General features: G+C 43.2%; 19 protein-coding genes and 2 tRNA genes. 17 read left to right on the top strand and 4 right to left on the bottom strand.

Features of this window, described 5'->3' with window-relative positions:
• Window positions 1–45: 45 nt before the first annotated feature.
• Window positions 46–351 (top strand): hypothetical protein, encoded by a 306-nt coding sequence (locus ACYVRH_RS05935; RefSeq protein ID WP_461256008.1) that lies wholly within the window; start codon window positions 46–48, stop codon window positions 349–351.
• A 155-nt stretch (window positions 352–506) separates the two neighbouring features.
• Here ACYVRH_RS05935 and ACYVRH_RS05930 read toward each other — a convergent pair whose 3' ends face one another.
• Window positions 507–917 carry an aspartyl protease family protein gene (locus tag ACYVRH_RS05930; RefSeq protein ID WP_461256007.1) on the bottom strand — a complete coding sequence of 137 codons (411 nt, stop codon included), beginning with the start codon at window positions 915–917 and terminating at the stop codon, window positions 507–509.
• A gap of 280 nt (window positions 918–1,197) precedes the next feature.
• Between ACYVRH_RS05930 and ACYVRH_RS05925 the strand changes: the two genes are divergently transcribed.
• From ACYVRH_RS05925 to ACYVRH_RS05855, 15 genes are all read left to right on the top strand, one after another.
• Window positions 1,198–1,270 (top strand) — tRNA-Thr (locus ACYVRH_RS05925).
• A 55-nt stretch (window positions 1,271–1,325) separates the two neighbouring features.
• The gene (gene rpmG / locus ACYVRH_RS05920) at window positions 1,326–1,499 is read left to right on the top strand and encodes a 50S ribosomal protein L33 (RefSeq protein ID WP_461256006.1); all 174 of its coding nucleotides are present in this window, start codon (window positions 1,326–1,328) and stop codon (window positions 1,497–1,499) included.
• Between the two features lie 2 nt (window positions 1,500–1,501).
• Window positions 1,502–1,574: transfer RNA gene (locus ACYVRH_RS05915), tRNA-Trp, on the top strand.
• Window positions 1,575–1,605: 31 nt separating this feature from the next.
• Entirely contained in the window at window positions 1,606–1,785 is a 180-nt protein-coding gene (secE, locus tag ACYVRH_RS05910; RefSeq protein ID WP_461256005.1) for a preprotein translocase subunit SecE, read from the top strand.
• Between the two features lie 17 nt (window positions 1,786–1,802).
• Window positions 1,803–2,366 (top strand): transcription termination/antitermination protein NusG, encoded by a 564-nt coding sequence (gene nusG, locus ACYVRH_RS05905; protein ID WP_461256004.1) that lies wholly within the window; start codon window positions 1,803–1,805, stop codon window positions 2,364–2,366.
• An 80-nt stretch (window positions 2,367–2,446) separates the two neighbouring features.
• Window positions 2,447–2,878: a 50S ribosomal protein L11 gene (rplK, locus tag ACYVRH_RS05900; protein WP_461253865.1), complete on the top strand. Its 432-nt coding sequence runs from the start codon at window positions 2,447–2,449 to the stop codon at window positions 2,876–2,878.
• Window positions 2,875–3,555 (top strand): 50S ribosomal protein L1, encoded by a 681-nt coding sequence (rplA, locus tag ACYVRH_RS05895; protein ID WP_461256003.1) that lies wholly within the window; start codon window positions 2,875–2,877, stop codon window positions 3,553–3,555. Before rplK ends, rplA begins: the two co-directional genes overlap by 4 nt.
• 9 nt (window positions 3,556–3,564) lie before the next feature.
• Window positions 3,565–4,104, top strand: a complete 540-nt coding sequence (gene rplJ / locus ACYVRH_RS05890; protein WP_461256002.1) for a 50S ribosomal protein L10 — start codon at window positions 3,565–3,567, stop codon at window positions 4,102–4,104.
• A gap of 120 nt (window positions 4,105–4,224) precedes the next feature.
• Complete coding sequence (gene rplL / locus ACYVRH_RS05885) at window positions 4,225–4,611, top strand: 50S ribosomal protein L7/L12 (protein ID WP_461256001.1); 387 nt, start codon at window positions 4,225–4,227, stop codon at window positions 4,609–4,611.
• Window positions 4,612–4,737: 126 nt separating this feature from the next.
• Window positions 4,738–8,274: a DNA-directed RNA polymerase subunit beta gene (rpoB, locus tag ACYVRH_RS05880; protein WP_461256000.1), complete on the top strand. Its 3,537-nt coding sequence runs from the start codon at window positions 4,738–4,740 to the stop codon at window positions 8,272–8,274.
• 14 nt (window positions 8,275–8,288) lie between these two features.
• The gene (gene rpoC / locus ACYVRH_RS05875; protein WP_461255999.1) at window positions 8,289–12,620 is read left to right on the top strand and encodes a DNA-directed RNA polymerase subunit beta'; all 4,332 of its coding nucleotides are present in this window, start codon (window positions 8,289–8,291) and stop codon (window positions 12,618–12,620) included.
• Window positions 12,621–12,622: 2 nt separating this feature from the next.
• Window positions 12,623–13,837, top strand: coding sequence for an aldo/keto reductase (locus ACYVRH_RS05870; RefSeq protein ID WP_461255998.1), 1,215 nt, complete (start codon window positions 12,623–12,625; stop codon window positions 13,835–13,837).
• Window positions 13,824–14,777, top strand: coding sequence for a metal ABC transporter solute-binding protein, Zn/Mn family (locus tag ACYVRH_RS05865; RefSeq protein ID WP_461255997.1), 954 nt, complete (start codon window positions 13,824–13,826; stop codon window positions 14,775–14,777). The genes ACYVRH_RS05870 and ACYVRH_RS05865 overlap by 14 nt, the downstream gene beginning before the upstream one ends.
• Window positions 14,774–15,445, top strand: a complete 672-nt coding sequence (locus ACYVRH_RS05860; protein ID WP_461255996.1) for a metal ABC transporter ATP-binding protein — start codon at window positions 14,774–14,776, stop codon at window positions 15,443–15,445. The genes ACYVRH_RS05865 and ACYVRH_RS05860 overlap by 4 nt, the downstream gene beginning before the upstream one ends.
• Window positions 15,446–15,447: 2 nt before the next feature.
• Window positions 15,448–16,287, top strand: coding sequence for a metal ABC transporter permease (locus ACYVRH_RS05855; RefSeq protein WP_461255995.1), 840 nt, complete (start codon window positions 15,448–15,450; stop codon window positions 16,285–16,287).
• 108 nt (window positions 16,288–16,395) lie between these two features.
• Here the strand turns inward: ACYVRH_RS05855 and ACYVRH_RS05850 are convergent, their stop codons facing one another.
• A complete protein-coding gene (locus ACYVRH_RS05850; RefSeq protein ID WP_461255994.1) occupies window positions 16,396–17,043 on the bottom strand; it encodes a hypothetical protein in 648 nt (215 codons plus the stop codon).
• Between the two features lie 162 nt (window positions 17,044–17,205).
• Between ACYVRH_RS05850 and ACYVRH_RS05845 the strand changes: the two genes are divergently transcribed.
• Window positions 17,206–18,042, top strand: a complete 837-nt coding sequence (locus tag ACYVRH_RS05845) for a hypothetical protein (protein ID WP_461255993.1) — start codon at window positions 17,206–17,208, stop codon at window positions 18,040–18,042.
• A 106-nt stretch (window positions 18,043–18,148) separates the two neighbouring features.
• Here ACYVRH_RS05845 and ACYVRH_RS05840 read toward each other — a convergent pair whose 3' ends face one another.
• Complete coding sequence (locus tag ACYVRH_RS05840) at window positions 18,149–20,431, bottom strand: formylglycine-generating enzyme family protein (protein ID WP_461255992.1); 2,283 nt, start codon at window positions 20,429–20,431, stop codon at window positions 18,149–18,151.
• Between the two features lie 23 nt (window positions 20,432–20,454).
• The coding region (locus ACYVRH_RS05835; protein WP_461255991.1) for a hypothetical protein at window positions 20,455–20,661 on the bottom strand (207 nt) is incomplete at its 5' end.

The following is a 20,661-nucleotide window of genomic DNA, read 5'->3' as shown; positions in this document are numbered from 1 at the left end:
GCTCTGAGAATCTTTACTTTTTCTTCGGCAGTATAACTTTTTCTTTTGCCCATGTTTCCCTCCTGGGCTTTTGTATACCACCTTATATGCTTTGGTCTAAAACGGCAAGTTCAGCGTGGGCAGGACACTTTTGAAGTAAAGGTTGGTGATTGCATAATTGGATTTGGTGGTAAATTAACTGAAGTCAAAACAAAAAGCAGACATTGGTATAATGATGGCATTGAAGTTCTGACACTTTCTACTGATAATGGTGCTCCATTTTTAGTCGGAAACTGTGTTGTAAGAGCAGAAAATGCTAAAGACAACATAGGATGGGTTGATACCCATAAAATCCCAAAGTTGGCAGCATAATAAATATAATTGAGTAAACGCAACCATCGTTTAACAGGATGATAAAGGATATACTGCATATCTGACACCACTTTTGCCTATAGCCGTTATGCGATATTCGTGAGGTTCGTGGTAAATTTCTTTGTAAATATTGTTACGGTCTACCAGTAATTCCATTACAGCAACAGACCGACTTCTTCATCGCCATGAGCGCCAATTAACTCCTGTCCTGCCGGGTCTACTATTAAATCCATGTTTTCAAGAGGAATGGCTCCCAGAAGAATTCTTCCGGCACTAACGCCCCAGGGTTGGCAGGTCATTGAGCGGTTTTTCCAGTGAACCTCAACAGGCTCAGCTATTTGTACCGTTTCCTTCGCATTGTTAGCCAATGTAGCCTGTTTAGCTCCCTCTATGCCAAGCCCCAACTGTTTACGCAGTTGCTCATTTATAACCAGTGTCATCGCTCCGGTATCAACTATGGCCTGTATTTTAGTTTGACGAATTTCAGGCTCATTAATAAGATTTCGCTTACAGGCTCCAACATCTCCAGAGTTTTTTAAAGTAATTTCCGCAAGAACAAGATCCATATTATCCTCCACCACATAAATATATAGTAAAAAACAAAATAATTGAAGGAATAATACTTGAATTAAAACGACAGCTATTTTAATCCAAATAGCCATGAATTGTACTTTATATATATTAAGTATTTCTTAAAATACTACCAAACATAGACAATACATTTTTCAAAAAAAGGACAAATTTTTCTCACTCTACTTGACTAAATTTCTCATTTTTTATATCCTATCTGAACCGCATATAATGCGCAGGTTGTCTCTTTATGACTTTTGTTTGGGGGCGACTGTTGCCCTTATAGCTCAGTTGGCAGAGCACATCCATGGTAAGGATGAGGTCATCAGTTCGATTCTGATTGAGGGCTGGTGTCGAAAAAAATTGGAAAACAGGGTTTTCCCAAAATATAGAGAGGTTTTATTATGGCGAGCAAAAAGACAGCGGTGGAATTGGTAGCCCTTCAGTGCAGTGAATGTAAAAGGCGCAATTATACAACCAGCAAAAACAGGCGTAATATTCAGGAGAAACTGGAATTCAAGAAATACTGTCCTCACGACCGTAAACATACGCTTCACAAGGAGACAAAAATAAAATAAATAGGCGTATAGCTCAGTTGGTAGAGCGGCGGTCTCCAAAACCGCAGGTCGTGGGTTCGAAGCCTACTGCGCCTGGCAAAGTTATATGAAATTTAAGGAGTATTAGGTGAAGAAGATAGTTCAGTTTTTTAAAGAGTCCTATGCGGAACTTAAAAAGGTTGTTTGGCCGGGCAGGGACGATGTAATCAGCTCGGTAAAAGTTGTCGTTATTTCTACAGTTATCATTGCCGCTATTTTAGGGCTGATTGACATGTTATTGCTATTGGGCATTAGAGCGTTATTCTAGGAAAAGTAAGGTATATAATGGCTACGGGTTGGTATGTCCTGCATACGTATTCAGGATATGAGAACAAAATAGAAAAAACCATCCGCATGATGACAGATAACGGGGAGTTGGACAAGAACGTCGTTCGTGATGTGAAAGTCCCTTCTGAAGAAGTTGTCGAAGTTAAGGACGGTAAGAAACGCACGCAGACAAGAAAATTCCTTCCTGGGTATATTCTTGTGGAAATGGATTTGCCCGACGCGGATATGGGTTGGAAAGCTCCATGCGCTAAGATAAAAAAAATTCAAGGCGTTACGGGATTTGTAGGCACGCCTTCGGATCGCAAGCCTCAGCCTTTGACGGGCGATGAAGCACGGGCTATTTTGCAAAAATCGGGTGAAATCAAGGGAGAAAGAACGGTTCGCACAAGGCAGACTTTTACAGCCGGAGAGCAGGTTAAAATTATTGATGGGCCGTTTGAGTCGTTTGTAGGTACAATTGAGGAAGTTAATCAGGAAAAGAATAAGTTAAAAGTGATGGTTGGCATATTTGGCAGAAATGCGCCTGTAGAAGTCGATCTTTTACAGGTAGAAAAAGTTTAAAAGTGGAAGTTCACCGCTTAATATTTTAGGCGTTGGACGTTAATCCGGTTTGCCGCCGGATACACCACGAAGGAGTAAAAATGGCAAAGAAAAAAATTACGGCTTATGTTAAGCTGCAATGCCCGGCGGGAAAGGCTACGCCAGCCCCGCCCGTAGGACCTGCGTTGGGGCCGCACGGGGTCAGCGCTCCGCAGTTTGTCCAGCAGTTTAACGACAAAACAAAGGGCATGGAACCGGGACTCATTATCCCCGTTATCATCACGGTTTATGCGGATAAATCATTTACTTTTATCCTCAAAACTCCGCCCGCTTCGGTCTTGATTAAAAAGGCAATCGGACTTGATAAGGGATCAAAAGAATCCCACAAAGTTAAGGTTGGCAAAATTTCCAGAAAGCAGCTTGAGGAAATCGGCAAGACCAAGATGGCTGACTTGTCAGCTAACGATCTTGATGCGGCGGTAAAAATTATCGCTGGGACGGCGCGGTCTATGGGTGTTGAGGTGGAAAAATGAAGCACGGAAAAAAATACAAAGAAAGCGCCAAGAAATATAACCCGGCCAACACTTATGAGCTTACAGAAGCGTTAAACCTTGTCAAATCAATGGCTTACGCGAAATTTGACGAGACTGTGGATCTGTCCGTAAAACTCAACCTTAAAAAGAGCCAGACCGTGCGCGATACGGTGGTTCTTCCGCACCAGTTCCGGGGCGAAAAAAAAGTGCTTGTTTTCTGCAAGCCCGAAAAAGAAAAAGAAGCCCAGGAAGCGGGCGCGACGTTTGTCGGCGCGGATGATTTAATCGAAAAGGTAAAAGGCGGATGGACTGACTTTGACGTAGCCGTCGCTACTCCCGATATGATGAAAGATGTCGGCAAGCTTGGTATGGTTTTAGGGCGCAAGGGCCTTATGCCGAATCCGAAAACAGGGACTGTAACCTTCGACCTTAAAGGCACGTTAGCTGAACTTAGAAAAGGCAGAGTGGAATTTAGGGCGGACAAAACGGGCGTTCTTCATCTTGCAGTTGGCAAGATTTCAATGGAGCCGTCGCAAGTAGCAGAAAATATTACAATTGTTATGACGGAAGTTAAACGCAAACGCCCCATTGACGTTAAGGGCGAATTTATTCAATCAGTTTCGGTTGCGTCTACAATGGGACCCGGCGTGTGGGTCGCCATTAAGGATCAGGAGTAGGAGGATAAAATGGCAATAATCGCAAAAAAAATACAGGAAAGCAAGACTAAAGCTATTGGCGAACTTAAAGAATCCTTGAGCGCCGCTAAAGATTTTATCTTTACCGAGTACCGTGGTCTTACGGTGGAGCAAATCACTAATTTAAGAAAACAACTGCGCGCGAAGGACGTTAAATATAAAGTTGTTAAAAACAACTTCGCCCAGATCGCGTTTAAACAGTTGTCGGATCAAGACGTATCTAAATACCTTGTTGGGCCTACGGCAGTAGCAATTACTCCTAAGGATTCCAATGAAGTAGCCAAGATACTTTTTGACTTTTTAAAAGAAGTTCCAGCCCTGCACGTAAAAGGCGCGTTGATAAGCAATACCGTATACAACGCCGCCCAGACCGAGGCTTTCTCGAAATTGCCAGGCAGACTGGAGCTTATTTCTATGCTTATGTCGGTAATGAACGGCCCCGCGCGCAGCCTTGTTTCCGCGCTCAACGACGTGCCGTCAAGGTTGGTACGCACGGTCAAGGCCATCGCCGACCAGAAGGCAGGCGCGTGAGCGCAAAGTAGTATTCAACCGTCAGGCTTCGTCGGACTTTAGTTCGGCACTGCCGATCCTGTCGGTTTTAATAAACGAAGCTCGTATGAGTTGCGTAACTTATTTTTAGGAGAAGATAATATGGCAGCCACAAAAGAAGAAATTTTAGAAGCGATTGCGTCCATGACGGTTCTGGAAGTTTCAGAACTGGTAAAAATGATGGAAGAGAAATTCGGCGTTTCTGCCGCCGCCCCTGTTGCGGTAGCGGTCGCCGGAGCCGGCGGTGGAGCGGCGGCTCCAGCGGCGGAAGAGAAAACAGAGTTTAATGTTATTCTCAAAGCATTTGACGAAGCCAAGAAAATTGCCGTTATTAAAGAAGTCCGCGCAGTTACCGGTCTTGGCCTTAAAGAGGCAAAAGATCTGGTCGAAGGAGCGCCAAAACCGCTCAAAGAAGGCGTTTCCAAGGACGAGGCGGCCAAAATTAAGGATGTCGTCACCGCTGCAGGCGGTACTGTTGAGATTCAGTAAGCTTTTGTTTTCTCATTAAGTTTATTCCACACCGGCGTACTAAGGAAATTCCTTTGTACGCCTGTGGTTTATTTATTGTATAAATAGCTAAAAGTAGTATATAGTTAAAGACAGGAAGGGGATAACATGGTTAAGGTAAAGCAAGCGGAGAAGCGTCAGTACATTGGGCAGGATATTCAGGATGTGATGGATTTGCCGGATCTTATCGATATTCAAATTCATTCTTATGAGCGTTTTTTACAAAGGGAGAAAATCAACAGAAAAGAAAAACCTGCATTGCAGGGGCTTCAGGAAGTGTTTGAAGCTACCTTCCCCATAATAAGCCCCAATGAGGATATGAAGCTTGAATTTGAACATTACACCTTTGACGAGGATAATATAAAAGTTACTGAATTTGAGTGTAAGCAAAAAGGGCTTAATTACGCTGTTCCGCTTAAAGCGCGGATAAATCTTGTTTTCCAGCAGACCGGCGAAATCCGACAAAAAGATATTTATATGGGCGATATTCCCCTCATGACGGAAAGAGGCACGTTTATCATCAACGGGGCGGAGAGGGTTGTGGTTTCCCAGATACACCGCTCGCCCGGCGTTATTTTTTGTAAAGATAAGGGAGTTTTCTCGTCGCGGATTATTCCCTATCGAGGCAGTTGGATCGAGTTTGAAATCGATCAAAAGCGTGAGCTGATTTACGCGAAGATTGACAGAAAAAAAAGAATCCTTGGAACTATTTTTCTTCGCACTCTTGGTTTTTCCTGCAGAGAGGAAATAATCGAAGCTTTTTATGTTACCGAAATCTTAAAAATAAAAGATGACCGTGAGACAAAGGAAAAAATTTCCGGCATGGTTCTTGCCAAGCCAGTTATGGTTAAGGCTGAAAACGGCGCTAAGGGCGAAGAAAGGACGCTCTACAGGGCGGGAGAAAAACTCCATCCGCATAATGTGGATGAACTTCTTAAAAACGGAGTTAAATCAATTTGTTATATTAATTTTGAAGCCGAAGGTTCTCTCAATTCCACAATGCTCCTTAATTGTTTTGAACGTGAGGATATTAAATTTGTAAAAGAGGTCGGAAGCGAACCTACAAAAGAAGAAGCGTTAATGGCCGTATATTCGGTGTTAATGCCCGGCGAATCCATTACGGTTGATCAGGCGGAAAAAGATTTAATTGGAATGTTCTTCTCCGACCGCCGCTACGATCTTGGCAAGGTTGGCCGTTATAAGCTTAACAAAAAATTCGGGCTTGATCTTCCCACGAATAAATTTACCCTCTCTAATGACGATATTATCGCCACCATGAAACATTTGATTAAGGTGTATGTCGGCGATGAATATATTGACGATATCGATCATCTTGGAAACAGGCGCATACGCTCAGTCGGCGAATTAATGGCGAATCAAATGAAGACCGCGTTCAGCAGAATGGAGCGGATAGCGAAAGAAAGAATGAGTTTAAAAGAGACCGATACTATTAAGCCGCAGGAATTAATTTCCATAAAACCGATTGTCGCGTCGATCAAAGAATTCTTTGGGTCGAGCCAGTTGTCACAGTTTATGGACCAGGTAAACCCGCTTGCCGAGCTTACCCACAAGAGGCGGCTTAACGCCCTCGGCCCAGGCGGCCTTTCACGAGATAGAGCCGGTTTTGAAGTGCGTGAAATTCATTACACCCACTACGGCAGAATGTGCCCGATTGAAACTCCTGAAGGACCGAATATCGGCCTTATTGTTTCTCTCGCGAATTATACCCGCGTTAATGAATACGGATTTTTGGAAACTCCGTATCGTAAGGTGAACAAAGGTATTGCGACTAAAGATATTGAGTATCTTTCGGCGATGGACGAGGATAAATATTACATCGCTCAGGCTTCGGCAAAGGTAAATGATAACGGCTCTTTCGCCGACGATCAAATTTCCTGCCGCCGTCAAGGCGACTACATTACCCGCGCCCCCGAGGATATTCAGTACATGGACGTTTCTCCAAAACAGATCATTTCCGTTTCCGCCTCGCTTATTCCCTTCCTTGAACACGATGACGCAAACCGCGCGTTAATGGGTTCCAATATGCAGCGTCAGGCGGTGCCGCTGGTCTTTCCGGAAGCGCCTCGGGTAGGAACGGGAATGGAAGGTAAGTGCGCCTACGATTCGGGCGTTCTTGTAAAAGCTCGCAGGGGCGGCACTGTTATTCGCGTAACATCGCAGGAAGTAATTGTAAAGCCGGACAGAGTGGGAAATGTAAAACCTGCAGCTCAAGTTTCGTTAGACGAAAGCGGAAACGATGTTTACCAGCTTATTAAATTTCAGAGAACCAATCAGGATACGTGCTACAATCAGCGCCCTATTGTTAGGTTGGGCGATAAAATCGTTGGCGGACAGGTAATTGCAGACGGACCGGCTACACATAACGGAGAACTTGCCTTGGGAAGAAATATTCTTGTAGGCTTTATGCCGTGGAACGGCTACAACTATGAAGACTCGATCCTTATCTCTCAGAGAGTGGTAAAGGACGATATGTTTACTTCCATTCACATTAAAGAATTTGTTGTCGAAATAAGGGAAACAAAACTTGGTCCTGAAAAAATTACCCGCGATATTCCCAATACTTCGGAAAAAAGCCTTGACAATCTTGACGATGAAGGAATTATCCGCGTGGGCGCCAAAGTGCGTACAGGCGATATATTAGTGGGTAAAGTTACGCCAAAAAGCGAAACTGATACTACTCCTGAATTTAAATTGCTCAATTCAATTTTCGGCGAGAAGGCAAAAGAAGTGCGCGACACTTCGCTTAAAGTTCAGCACGGAATAGACGGAACAGTAATCGACATTCAACGGCTCAAACGCACTGATCATGACTCTTTAAGCCCCGGCGTTGATGAAGTTGTTAAAGTGTTAATCGCAACAAAGCGCAAGCTGCGCGAAGGCGACAAAATGGCAGGCCGCCACGGTAACAAGGGCGTTGTCGCGCGAATTTTACCCGAGGAAGATATGCCGTTTATGGAAGACGGAACTCCTCTGGATATTTGCCTAACGCCGCTTGGCGTTCCCTCCCGTATGAATATCGGACAGCTTTTGGAGACGGAACTTGGATGGGCGGGTTCTACTTTGGACGAATGGTATTCAACGCCTGTTTTTCAGTCGCCGTCTACCGATCAAATAGAGGTAAAACTTAGAGAAGCGGGACTGCCTATAACCAGTAAAGCTGTCTTAAAAGACGGAAAAACAGGCGAAGAATTTGTTAACCCGATTTTCTGCGGGATAATCTACTTCCTTAAACTGCACCACCTTGTCGATGACAAGATGCACGCCCGTTCCACGGGTCCATATTCGCTTGTTACGCAGCAGCCGTTGGGCGGAAAAGCGCAGTTTGGCGGACAGCGGTTAGGTGAAATGGAAGTATGGGCACTTGAAGCTTACGGGGCTGCAAATACGTTGCAGGAACTTTTAACGATTAAATCGGACGATATGACCGGGCGTTCAAAGATTTATGAGGCGATTGTAAAAGGAGAGCCTTCTACAACGGCGGGCATTCCGGAATCATTTAACGTGCTTGTTCAGGAGTTGCGCGGTCTTGCGCTGGATCTTTCAATCTTTGACGTAAAAGGAAAACAAATACCGCTCACCGAAAAAGATGAGGAATTGATAACTAAGTCGGGAAGTAATTTCTAAAAGAGGGGAGTAAAATGCGTGATATTCAGGATTTTGATTCGATAATGATACGGCTGGCCTCGCCGGATATGATCCGGTCGTGGTCTTATGGCGAAGTAAAAAAACCGGAGACGATTAACTACCGGACGCTTAGGCCCGAGAAAGAAGGCCTTTTCTGCGAGCGTATCTTTGGAACTACCAAAGAATGGGAATGTTACTGCGGAAAATTTAAATCGATCCGTTACAAAGGCGTTATCTGCGACCGTTGCGGCGTTGAAGTTACGCACTTTAAAGTCCGCAGAGAAAGAATGGGGCATATCGAATTGGCCGCTCCCGTGTCGCACATTTGGTACTACCGTTCAGTCCCCAGCAGAATGGGGCTTCTTCTCGATCTTCCCACAAGCCAGTTAAGGTCTGTTCTTTACTACGAAAAATACATAGTAATTGATTCAGGCGATACCCCTTTAAAGAAGGGGCAGCTTCTCTCTGAAGAAGAGTACTACGAAGCTCAGGAACACTACGGCGGCGGCTTCACTGCGGGAATGGGCGCCGAAGCTATCAGTATTCTTTTGGAAAACTTGAACCTCGATCAAATGGCCGCCGAACTTAGGGCAAAAATGATCGAAAAGGGGGCAAAGAGCGACAAGCGTCTTTTGAAGAGAATTGATATTGTAGAAAATTTCCGAAACTCAAACAACAAACCGCAATGGATGATTCTCACCGTGATACCAGTAATCCCTCCCGAATTGCGCCCCATGGTGCAGCTTGACGGCGGGCGCTTTGCGACAAGCGACTTAAACGATTTGTACCGCAGGGTGATAAACCGCAACAACCGCTTAAAAAGACTGCAAGGCCTTAACGCGCCCGACATCATTATCCGCAATGAAAAGCGGATGTTGCAGGAGGCGGTAGACGCGTTATTCGACAATTCAAAGAAAAAGAAAGTTGTTAAAGGTTCCTCTAACCGTCCTCTTAAATCAATCAGCGATATGCTTAAAGGAAAGCAGGGGCGCTTCCGCCAAAACCTGCTTGGAAAGCGCGTTGACTATTCGGGGCGTTCTGTAATCACGGTCGGCCCTGATCTTAAAATGTGGCAGTGCGGAATTCCGACAAAGATGGCGCTGGAACTTTTTAAACCTTTTATAATGAAAAAACTTGTCGATAAAGACGTTGTTTTCAATATTAAAAAAGCAAAAATGCTTGTCGAGCAGGAGACTGCCGAAGTCTTCGCTATTTTGGACGAAGTTGTAAAAGAACACCCTGTGCTTCTTAACCGCGCCCCGACTCTGCACAGGCTTGGTATTCAGGCGTTTGAGCCGGTGCTGGTGGAAGGCAAGTCTATCAAACTTCATCCGCTTGTTTGCCACGCTTTTAACGCCGACTTTGACGGCGACCAGATGGCGGTCCATGTTCCGCTAACGCAGGCGGCGCAGATGGAATGTTGGACATTGATGCTTTCAGCGCGTAACTTGTTGAACCCCGCTAACGGAAAGACAATTGTATTCCCGTCTCAGGATATGGTTTTGGGCATTAACTTCCTTACAAGGATTAAGACCGGCGCAAAACGTTCCGGTTCTGAAAAACCTGAAACTAAAAACAAGGTTCCCTATTATTCGTCTCCAGAAGAAGTCCTTATGGCGGTGGAAAGGAAAGCGTTGGACAGGGAAGCTGCAATCCGCGTAAAGCCGCCGAAATTGCCGATTTGGGACAAGGCTGGCAATTTGGCAAAACCTGCCGATGACGGGACGATTATTACTTCCGCAGGAAGGCTTATTTTTAACGAAGAACTGCCCGAAGATCTTCCGTTTATAAACTATGAACTTAAAGACAAAGAACTGCGCACCCTTGTTGAATATGTATTCAAAGAAAAAGGCTCATGGACTACCGTTCAAATGCTGGATGCGATTAAGTCAACAGGCTACCGTTACGCGACAGTATTTGGCGCGACCATCGGCGTTGACGACATTGTCATTCCCAAAGAAAAAGCCGAGATGATAGACAAGGCGAATAAAGAAGTCGAGTCGATTCAGAAAATGTGGCGGCAGGGGCATATCACCAATGAAGAACGCTACAATCAGGTTGTTCAAGTTTGGACAAAAGCAAATGAAGAACTTACAAATATTACTATGAAAACCCTTGAATCGGACAGGGACGGTTTTAACTCAATTTACATGATGGCGAACTCCGGCGCGCGCGGAAGCAGAAACCAGATACGCCAGCTTGCCGGTATGCGCGGCCTTATGGCGAAGCCGTCGGGTGACATTATTGAGCTTCCTATCCGTTCAAACTTTAAAGAAGGACTTTCGGTTATTGAGTTCTTTATTTCAACTAACGGCGCGCGCAAAGGTCTTGCCGACACCGCCCTTAAAACTGCGGAAGCCGGTTATCTTACCCGCCGTCTTGTAGACATAGCGCAGGACATGGTTGTAAATGAAGATGACTGCGGAACAATTAACGGCACCACGTATTCAGCGATTAAGCAGGGCGAGGAAATTGTCGATCCGTTAAAAGACCGTATTATCGGGCGCTTTACTCTTGAGCGCGTTAAGCATCCTATTACAGGCGAGCTTATTGTCGATGTGAACGAAGAAATTACCGAAGAGATTGCGGCGGCTATTGACGCCGCCGGCGTTGAGACTGTGCGAATAAGGACGGTTCTTACCTGTGAGGCGAAATACGGCGTTTGCAGAAAATGTTACGGACGCAACCTTGCCACAAACCGCGCGGTGGATATTGGGGAAGCAGTTGGTACAATCGCGGCGCAGTCCATCGGCCAGCCGGGTACCCAGCTTACAATGCGTACCTTCCACATCGGCGGCGTCGCTACAAAGGTCAGCGAAGAGAGCCGTATAACTTTGAAATATCCCGTGTATATAAGGGATGTTGTCGGAACGCATATACAGCTTGATAATGGACATTTTCTTTTTACAAGGAGAGGTCATGCGATTGTCAACAAAGTTATGAAAGAATATAAACTTGAACAAGGCGATAAGCTGATAACGGCTGACGGAAAGAGAATCAATCGGGGTGATGTAATAATTAAACGCGGCGGGGAAGATATTATTTCTCCTGAGATCGCGTATGCTCTTGTGTTGAAGAAAAAGGAAGGAGAATCCCTTTATCTTATCGGTCAGGATCAAAAAATCGAAATCAGGAACGGTTCCGACTTTGAGGCGCAAAAAGGCACAGTTGTGGAAGCCGATAAAAACATCGCGACATTTGACCCGTTCTCCGACCCGATTATCGCGGAAGCGAGCGGAATTGTTAAATATGAGGATATTATTCTTGGCACTACGCTTAAAGAGGAAATTGATGAGGACACAGGCAACATTGAAAAGCGCATAACGGAGTTTCAGCATGAAAGCAAACAGCCGCGCGTTTTTATTGTTGACGACCATGACAATCAAGTCGCATCATACTTCCTGCCTTCTGGCGCTTATATTCAAGTTGACGAAGGGGAGCGAATAAGAGCCGGGCGCACAATAGCGAAAACATTAAAGGAATCGGCAAAAGCCATGGACATTACCTCCGGTCTTCCGCGCGTCAGTGAACTTTTTGAGGCGCGTAAACCCAAAAGCCCTGCGGTTCTTGCGCAGGTTTCCGGAACTGTGTATTTCAAAGACCCGGTGAAGGGCAAGCGAAAGATTTCTATTGTCGATAATTTTGGCAGGGAATTTACCCATCTTATACCGATGAATAAGCGGCTTTTGGTGCGCGATGGCGACACTGTGGAAGCGGGAGAATTGCTTTGTCAGGGAGCCATCAATCCGCATGATGTTTTGTATATCTTAGGCGAAGGAAAATTACAGCGTTATCTGATGGATGAAATCCAAAACGTTTACCGTCTGCAAGGCGTGTCAATAAATGACAAGCATATCGGCGTAATCATCCGACAGATGATGCGTAAAGTAGAAATAAGATTTGTAGGCGACACAAAATTTATCTACGGTTCTTCCGTGGACAAGTACCGTTTTCACGAAGAAAACGCCCGCGTAATGGCGGAAGGCGGCCAGCCTGCAATCGCCCAGCCAATGTTCCAGGGAATAACAAAAGCGTCTCTTAACATTGATTCATTCCTGTCTGCCGCTAGTTTTCAGGAGACGACAAGGGTTCTTACAAACGCCGCAATCGCGGGTTCTACGGACTACCTTCGCGGCTTAAAAGAAAATATCATCATAGGCCATCCGATCCCTGCAGGAACCGGAATGAAACGTTATCATAATGTAAAGCTCTTTGATGAGGAAAGCCAGGATCTGGATGAATATATGCAGGAAATCCTAGACAGGCGCAAACAGGAAGCCGAAGCGATTTCAGGTAACGAAAACACCCAGGAAGAATACAATGTTGTTGAGGAATCCGAGGATTAGCGTTGCAGTACCGTATTGATAAAAAGACGGGAAATAAATTATCGGTTTTAAGTTTTGGATGCATGCGTTTTCCGAATAGACTTGGAATAACGGACATTCAAAAGACGGAAAAACTTATAATGTACGCAATCGAAAAAGGCGTAAATTATTTTGATACGGCATGGGTATATCCCGGCAGCGAAGAGGCTTTAGGCTCTGTTTTAAGCAGAAACAATGCGCGTAACAAGGTTTATATTGCGACAAAGCTGCCTCTTATAATGCTGAAACCTTCCCGTGATAACAAAATTGATTTTGACAAGTACTTAAATCAATCTCTTGAAAGACTTAAAACTAATTATATTGATTATTACCTGATGCACATGATTACCGATACTAACCAGTGGAAAAAATTAATAGATGCCGGAATTGAAAGCTGGATAGCGAAGAAAAAAAGCGCAGGACTGATAAAGCATATAGGCTTTTCATTTCACGGATCGGGAAGTGAATTTTTAAAAATCCTAGATAATTATGATTGGGAATTGGCTTTGATTCAATACAATTACTTTGATGAAAATTTTCAGGCCGGCGTTACGGGGCTTCGCGCCGCCGCTGCAAAAATGCCCGTTGTGATTATGGAGCCGCTTCTTGGCGGAAAACTTGCCTCTGGACTGCCAAAAGAAGCGGTTAAATTATTTAATAACGCCGATAAAGATTTAACGCCGGCAGGCTGGGCGCTTAACTGGCTGTGGAATCAGGGGGAAGTAACTACAATCCTTTCCGGCATGAACACAAAAGAACAACTTGAAGAAAATATCGCCCTTGCCGAGAAATCGTCCGCCGGAATGTTAGACGAAACTAAATTATCAGTTTACAAATCGGCGCTTGAAATTATTAAACGCTCCTGCAAGGTACGCTGTACCGGTTGTAATTACTGTATGCCATGTCCTGTTGGAGTAAATATTCCCGGTTCTTTTTCAGCGTATAACGCGGTATATTCAATGGGCTATGTCGAAGGGATAAAACAATATGTTACAAGTACCGGATTGACGCAGGAAAAAAGCGGCAGTCCGCGTCTTTGCATAAAATGCGGCAAGTGCGAAACTCACTGCCCGCAAAGCATTTCAATTATGAAAGAACTTGTTACCGTAAAAAAGAAAATGGAACCGCCGATTATCAGATTTATCGGTTTTTGCGCCCGCGCTTTTTTGGGAAAAAAACGGAAAAATGATAAAAGATAAGTTAAAAATTTTTACCACGAACCACACGAAGAAGAAAAAATTCGAAAATCCGTTCGTGTTGGTTCGTGTGCGTACCGTAGGTACGATTTCGTGGTTGATCATTCTTCTCTTCTTTCCCGCCTGCACACGGCAGACTGCCCTGAAGGACGGGCTTTTAATCGCCCTTAGCATACAGCCTCAAGCCTGGTTTGTTTCGCAGATTGCAGGCGACAAGGCGGCTACCATCACGTTTCTTCCACCGGGACAAAATCAGCATACTTTTGAGCCTACTCCTAAGCAGATACAAACGCTCTCGTCAGCCGACGCATGGATACTTTCAGGAGCGGAGTTTGAGATAGGTTTGCGTCCGAAAGTTGAAAAGGTTTTTCCTAATTTGCTCATTGTTGACGGAGCGGAAGGCGTGAAATTCAGGCTTATAACCGAAGATGAAAGCGGCGGTCTTCATAACTCTCTTGAACTTGACAGGCACACATGGCTTGGCAGGGAACCCGCGAAAATACTTGCCGCTCATGTTAGAGACACTCTTTGTATCTTTGATAAAAAGAATGCGAAATATTATAACGAGCATTACAAATTAACTATTGATTTAATTGATAAAGAATTTGAAAGTTTGGAAATAACTTTAGCTCCGTTAAGAGGCAAAAATATTTTTGTTTATCATCCGTGCTTTGGCTATTTTTTTGACGAGTTTGACATTAAGCAGTCGGCGGTGGAAGTGGGCGGCAAGGAACCCACTCCCAGAGAGCTTAACAATTTAGTAACTAAAATAAATGAAGGACACGCCGTCGCCATTATCGTGCAGACGCAGTTCCCGACAGGAGCGGCAAAAACATTAGCGGCGGCGACAGGTTTGGAAATAATATCTTTAGACCCTTTTGCAACTGATTGGCTTGCGAATATAAATCAAATCGGAAACGCACTGACAAGGTGTATACGATGAGCGAAATCGCCGTAAATTTCGACTCTGTTTCTTTTTCATACGGCGATATTCATGTTTTGGATAACGCATCTTTCCACATTCGCAAAGGCGAATTTACCGCTATGGTTGGTCCCAACGGTTCGGGAAAAACTACAGTGTTAAAATTGCTTTTTGGTCTTGAAACGCCAAGCGCAGGAAAAATCGAATTGTTTGAAAACGAAAGACGGAATAATCAAGCCCGCGTAAATATGTCCTATGTGTCTCAGATTATGCCGGCGGATAATTTGTTTCCCATAACGGTTCATGACGTTGTAAGAATGGGGCTTCTTCACCCATTTAACAGATATTTGGGAAAAAAGAGTGAGAACGAAGCAGTTACGCAGGCTTTGGAAAACACCGGAATACTTGATCTTGAGTCAAGGCTGTATCGAACACTGTCAGGCGGACAAAAACGCAGAACGCTTGTGGCAAGAGCGTTAGCCGCAAACCCAGACCTTCTTGTGTTGGACGAGCCGACTGCCAACATGGACATTGAAAGCGAAATATTGCTCTATAAAACATTGGGAGCTTATAAAGGAAAAGTAACAATCATCGTTGTTACCCACGATACAAAATTTGTCACCTCTCTTACGGACAGGGTTTTATCTTTGGGAGAAGGACGCAAGATCGTCCAGAGCGGCGGAGAATAAGTATGCAAGAATTTATTACCGCCTTATTAAGCCCCAATTTCCCATTTTTGCGTAACGCACTTATCGCCGGCATATTATCCTCGGTTCTTTTTGGAACTCTTGGCTCCATTGTTACAGTACGCAGAATCGGCAGTCTTGCGGGCGCTGTTTCTCATGCCGTGTTAGGCGGCATAGGAATGGCTCTTTTTCTTTCGGCGACGATTATTCCCGGCTTTCCTCCCATTATAGGTGCGTTTATTTTTTCCGTGTTAAGCGCCTTAGCAATAGGCTTCGTATCGCTCAAGGCAAAACAGCGTGAGGATACGGTAATTAACGCGATATGGGTAATCGGCATGAGTCTTGGATTAATTTTCATGGCAAAAACACCCGGTTACGCCGACCCTTCGGCGTGGCTTTTTGGAAACATATTGTTAATTTCCAACACCGATTTAATTTTGCTCTCGATTCTTGACGTAATAGTTATCGTACTAACATGGCGGTTTTATCCGCAAATAGAAGCATCGTCATTCGACGCTGAATTTGCCCGCACTCGGGGCGTACCCGTCGATTTAATCTTTATTTTACTGCTTGGAATAACCGCCGCCGCCATCGTCCTTCTTCAAACATACATAGGCATAATGATGGTGATAGCCATGCTCACCCTTCCCTCAGGCTGCGCCACAGTTTTTTCCCGAAGTCTCGGCGGCATGATGGTCTCCAGTTGTTTGTTCTCCGTATTTTTTTCCGTCTTCGGATTAATAAACGGCTGGTTTTTCGATCTTCCAGTCGGGGCAATGACGGTAATCATCGCGGGATTTGTGTTTTTGGGGTTCTCTGTATATCGGGCTGTCAGGAAACGTTAGGGGTTTTACGAAGCAAAGAGAGAAGAAATCTACCACGAACCACACGAACAAGGAGCGAACGAGGGAGAGGAATCTTTCACGACAAATATGTGCAAAGGGAGAGAAATTTTATTTTGAATATATAATAATGTCTATATCACTCATCACTATTATTGGAATTGGGATTTCTATCAAATATTCATCAAACAAGTCAAGAAAATTTATTTCTGTTTCATCTTTTATTGTTTTTATAACAACCTTGCTAACATTTGCAATACATTTCTTGTTAATTGCAAGTCGATATTTCCCAGTAGCCAGAAGTAAGGCCACCATTTCGTTGTCACTGCTAGAACTTGAATTATCACCTAATTTGGCAATATGGATAATAATGTTTTTACCATTATATTTGTGAATAAAGCTTGCATTACTACTATTAATTTTATTAACAACATTTTTATCACGATAATCCATATTTATATCAAATAAATAACCAACATCCATAGTATCATTTATTTTCTTTAATGTAGCCCCAAATTGATTATATTCCTTCATATCCAATGTATTCATATCATTTTCATCGAAGAGCTTTTCATAATCTATATCATTACTGTAACCATATAGACCGCTTGCCATTGCAAAAATAGTTTTAGATACTGTAACTTTTATCGTATTCTTTTCGTTTCCGTTATTGTCTTTTGTCAAATGCTGAAAAATATCTATGCACCCTGAGAAAATAAAGCATAAAACGAGTATAGTTACCAAAACAAACTTTTTCATATAATTCTCCTTTTTGTGAAATATATGTATTTATAGTACATTGTTATTGATTTTTTGTCATTATGTATTTAAAATATATGGGCAGGGTATAATAGGGAAAAGTGGTAACTAATACTACTGCGAATACATCATATAAATTAAAATAAAGAAGAATACTAAATTATGGATATGAAATCACGAATTGAAGAATTTATTAATATTTCAGAATCTATTCGTAAGGATGATATTACAAATTTCCAGTTTTTTAATAACTTTGAAACAACAATAGATGAGAATAAATATGATATTGATAAGGCAAATACTTTGTTATTTGATTTGGAAAATACACCTCATGCTTTTGTTCTTGGATGTATAATGGATTTAGGAATAAAATTTCAACTTGCTTGGATATTACCATATAAAGTTTTTTCTGCATTTAAAAAATTGGAATATATTAAAGATTATTCAATAAATGAGTTATCAAAAATTGAATTAAAAAAATATGAATATGTATTTAATAATTATTATTCAAAGCATCTTCATAGATATGATTATATGGCAGAACGTTTTTTAGATGCTATTCTTTTGATTAAAGATAAATATAATGCAAACGCATCTAAAATATGGACAGGAAAACCATCTGCTGGAATCGTAGCAAAACGATTTGAAGAATTTAATGGAGTTGGACAAAAAATTTCTACAATGGCGGCTAAAATATTAGGGGGAAAACTAAATATTGAATTTTCTCATTATAAGGATCTTGATATTCCTGTTGATAGGCAAGTAATTAAAGTAATGTCCAGATTAGGATTGATCAATTATTTGAATGATGAGAAAAAATTAAAAGAAAGTATAATTAATAAAACAAGAGAATGGAACCCAGAATATCCAGGAATATTTGATTATGCTTGTTTTAAAGCGGGAATAAATTATTGTAAAGTTGAATTTCCAGATTGTAAAAATTGTATATTAAGAGATATTTGTGATAAAAAAATAAGAGAAAGGCAAAACAGCATTTAACAGGTATGTTATGCTTCGCCACCTGTACAGCAATACCAGATCATTAATGCTTTTATATCACTACAGATAGTGCATTCGCCTCGTTTACTTCCCGCTTCATCCCTAACTAGGGGCGGACAAGCCGGAAACCAAGATTGCTGTACCGGTAGTGCGGGTAGTAGTAGTTCCAGGACGCGGAACGCAGGTACTCGGCTGAATTGTACCAGCTACCGCCGCGTAGCCCGCGGTAAGTCCCCGAAGACACACCCAACGGATCGGTCTGCGACCCACTTGTATAATCGCCATACCAATCCCAGCACCATTCCCATATGTTACCGTGCATATCGTACAATCCCCATGCGTTGGCGAGCTTTTGTCCTACTGGATGAGTCTTACTACCGCTGTTCGCAGAGTGCCAACCGATGGCGTTTATAACCGCTCCTCTATTATATGCGGTAGTCGTCCCCGCCCTGCAGGCGTATTCCCATTCAGCTTCCGTAGGCAGACGGTAGCCGTTGGCGTTCTTATTCCATGTCACATTGTTTCCATTTACCGTATATGCTGGCGTTAATTTTTCCTGCATACTTAACCAGTTGCAATACTGTATCGCGTCATTCCAGCTTACCATTACCACAGGATGATTGTCTCCCTGGCTGAAATATGGATTCTTCCAGTTCGCGTCCGCTTTCTTTTCCCACTGACTGCCATTCCACACATACCCGCCTCCATCTTTCTCAGCCTCGGTACGGTATCCTGTCGCGTTAACAAATCGTTTAAATTCGCCTACAGTTACCTCATACTTCCCCATGTAAAAACTGCTCACTGTTACCTGATGTTGAACTTCATTTATATCACGGCCTGATTCGTTGGCAGGGCTGCCCATTGTGAAGGTTCCGCCGTTTATTTTTACAAAACCTAAATAACCAGCGTCTGTTCCTATATTACCTGATATGTTTCCATATTGTTCTCCCAAATCTCCCGCATCTATTCTCATATAACCTGATGCATTAAGTTTCTGTGATGGGATTCCGTTTACCGCGACAATAACAATGGTCAATGTCGAGGTAAGATCCGCAGCCTTTACATTTGGGAAGCGTATCATTCCCATATCACCGCTGGGAGAAAAAACCTTTCCATCGCCGCTTGTAAAATTTAAGTCTTTAGTATTTAAAGTAATACTGCCTTTTCCTAATATTTTATTCTCTTCATTTAATAAAGTAACATCTACCTTATAACTGAACGATTTTTTACCGGCGAAAACGACAGTACCCGGAGTTTTAGGATTGATGTCCAAGAAAGGCCAGCCGGAAAACCCCCAATCTTTACGTTTGCCGGTTTTTTCAAGCCCTTCCAAAAGCGCGTTTAATGCGTTAAAACCAGCTTCAGAAGGTTTAAGGGCAATGCGCATCGCAAGATTTGCGGTTCGTTTTACATAATCTGTTACGCCTTCTTGTACAAGGTTCGGATCAAAAATTATTTCAAATGGCGGATGATCATTGAAAAAGCGCGTGGTCTCTTTAAAGGCTTCCAGCCAGCGGTCACGAGCCTGTATGTCGTTTACAATACGTTGGCTTAAAGTTCCGCCGCTTATGGCGGAGGAAAGCGTATTTAACCGCGCAAGGGCTTCCATCTGGGAAGGGTCAAAGGCGATAGACTGGGAAAAATTAAACAGGGCTTCTATCTGAGAACCTGCGGCTTGGGCTGTAATACCACGCGCGAGACCGGCTTCCGCTTTTACAGTCGCGCTGTTCCCTGCCAATAACGCCAATGTGCCCGCGTCATTCAGCGTTATTCCCAACTGGGCAAGCAAATCCGCAGTGGCTTCGTTAATCAACGAGCCGCTTCCCTCTATCTGGGCAAGAAAGCCGTCCTTCATAAATCTTGCCTTGCTTACGCCAGTGCCAGAATCGCTAACAGAAAGTTGAAGCGAATAACGTTCGCCTGAAATTTTTTGAATAGTCCCAAAAAGATAATATTGGGCATTGGTCAATTTGCCTATGCTGATATAATCTTTATCAGAAAACCTGCCGTTAGTTCCAATATCCTGTTCATTTATTATCTTATTCAAATTCTGACGGTCTATAATGACCATGGCTGAAAATTTGGTAAAATTTTTGTTCAACAAGCCCTGTATGTACACAGGCAGATACGTCGGCACATCTCCCTGAATTTCCGGCGCAAGAACGGCAATCCTTATGTTTTTACCGCCGTCTCCCGTATAATACGGGCCAGTAAAAGAGGTTTTTAACCCCCCGATAGCGCCCAAAGCGGAAATTTGTCCGTCATCAGAAGCTTTTTTCCCTTTTGACTGCGCAAAAGCGTCCATCACCACTAACAGAAAAACTGCTACTATTGCGATTTTCTTCATGGCATCAAAAACTGACATCTTTTTGGCTTTTATTTCTCTCATACGGATTATTTTAACAATTTACATTAAAAGCAACAATAGGTGTACACGATACTACTTATAGCCTGATAAAGTTGCAAATAGTAAAATCCTTCTCTTTGCCCTACGCTACTAATATAATTTTTCACTAATTTCCACACTTCTTTCCCCTTTGTGTCCTTCTCTTCCTTTGTGTTCTTTGTGTGAAATTTCTTTAAAATATTTTCGTTTTCAGTCAAGCAAAACGGCAAGTC

The organism is Treponema sp. R80B11-R83G3, assembly GCF_054786115.1.
The sequence above is the reverse complement of the archived record's forward strand: the minus strand, read 5'-3'. Positions and strand labels throughout refer to the sequence as shown.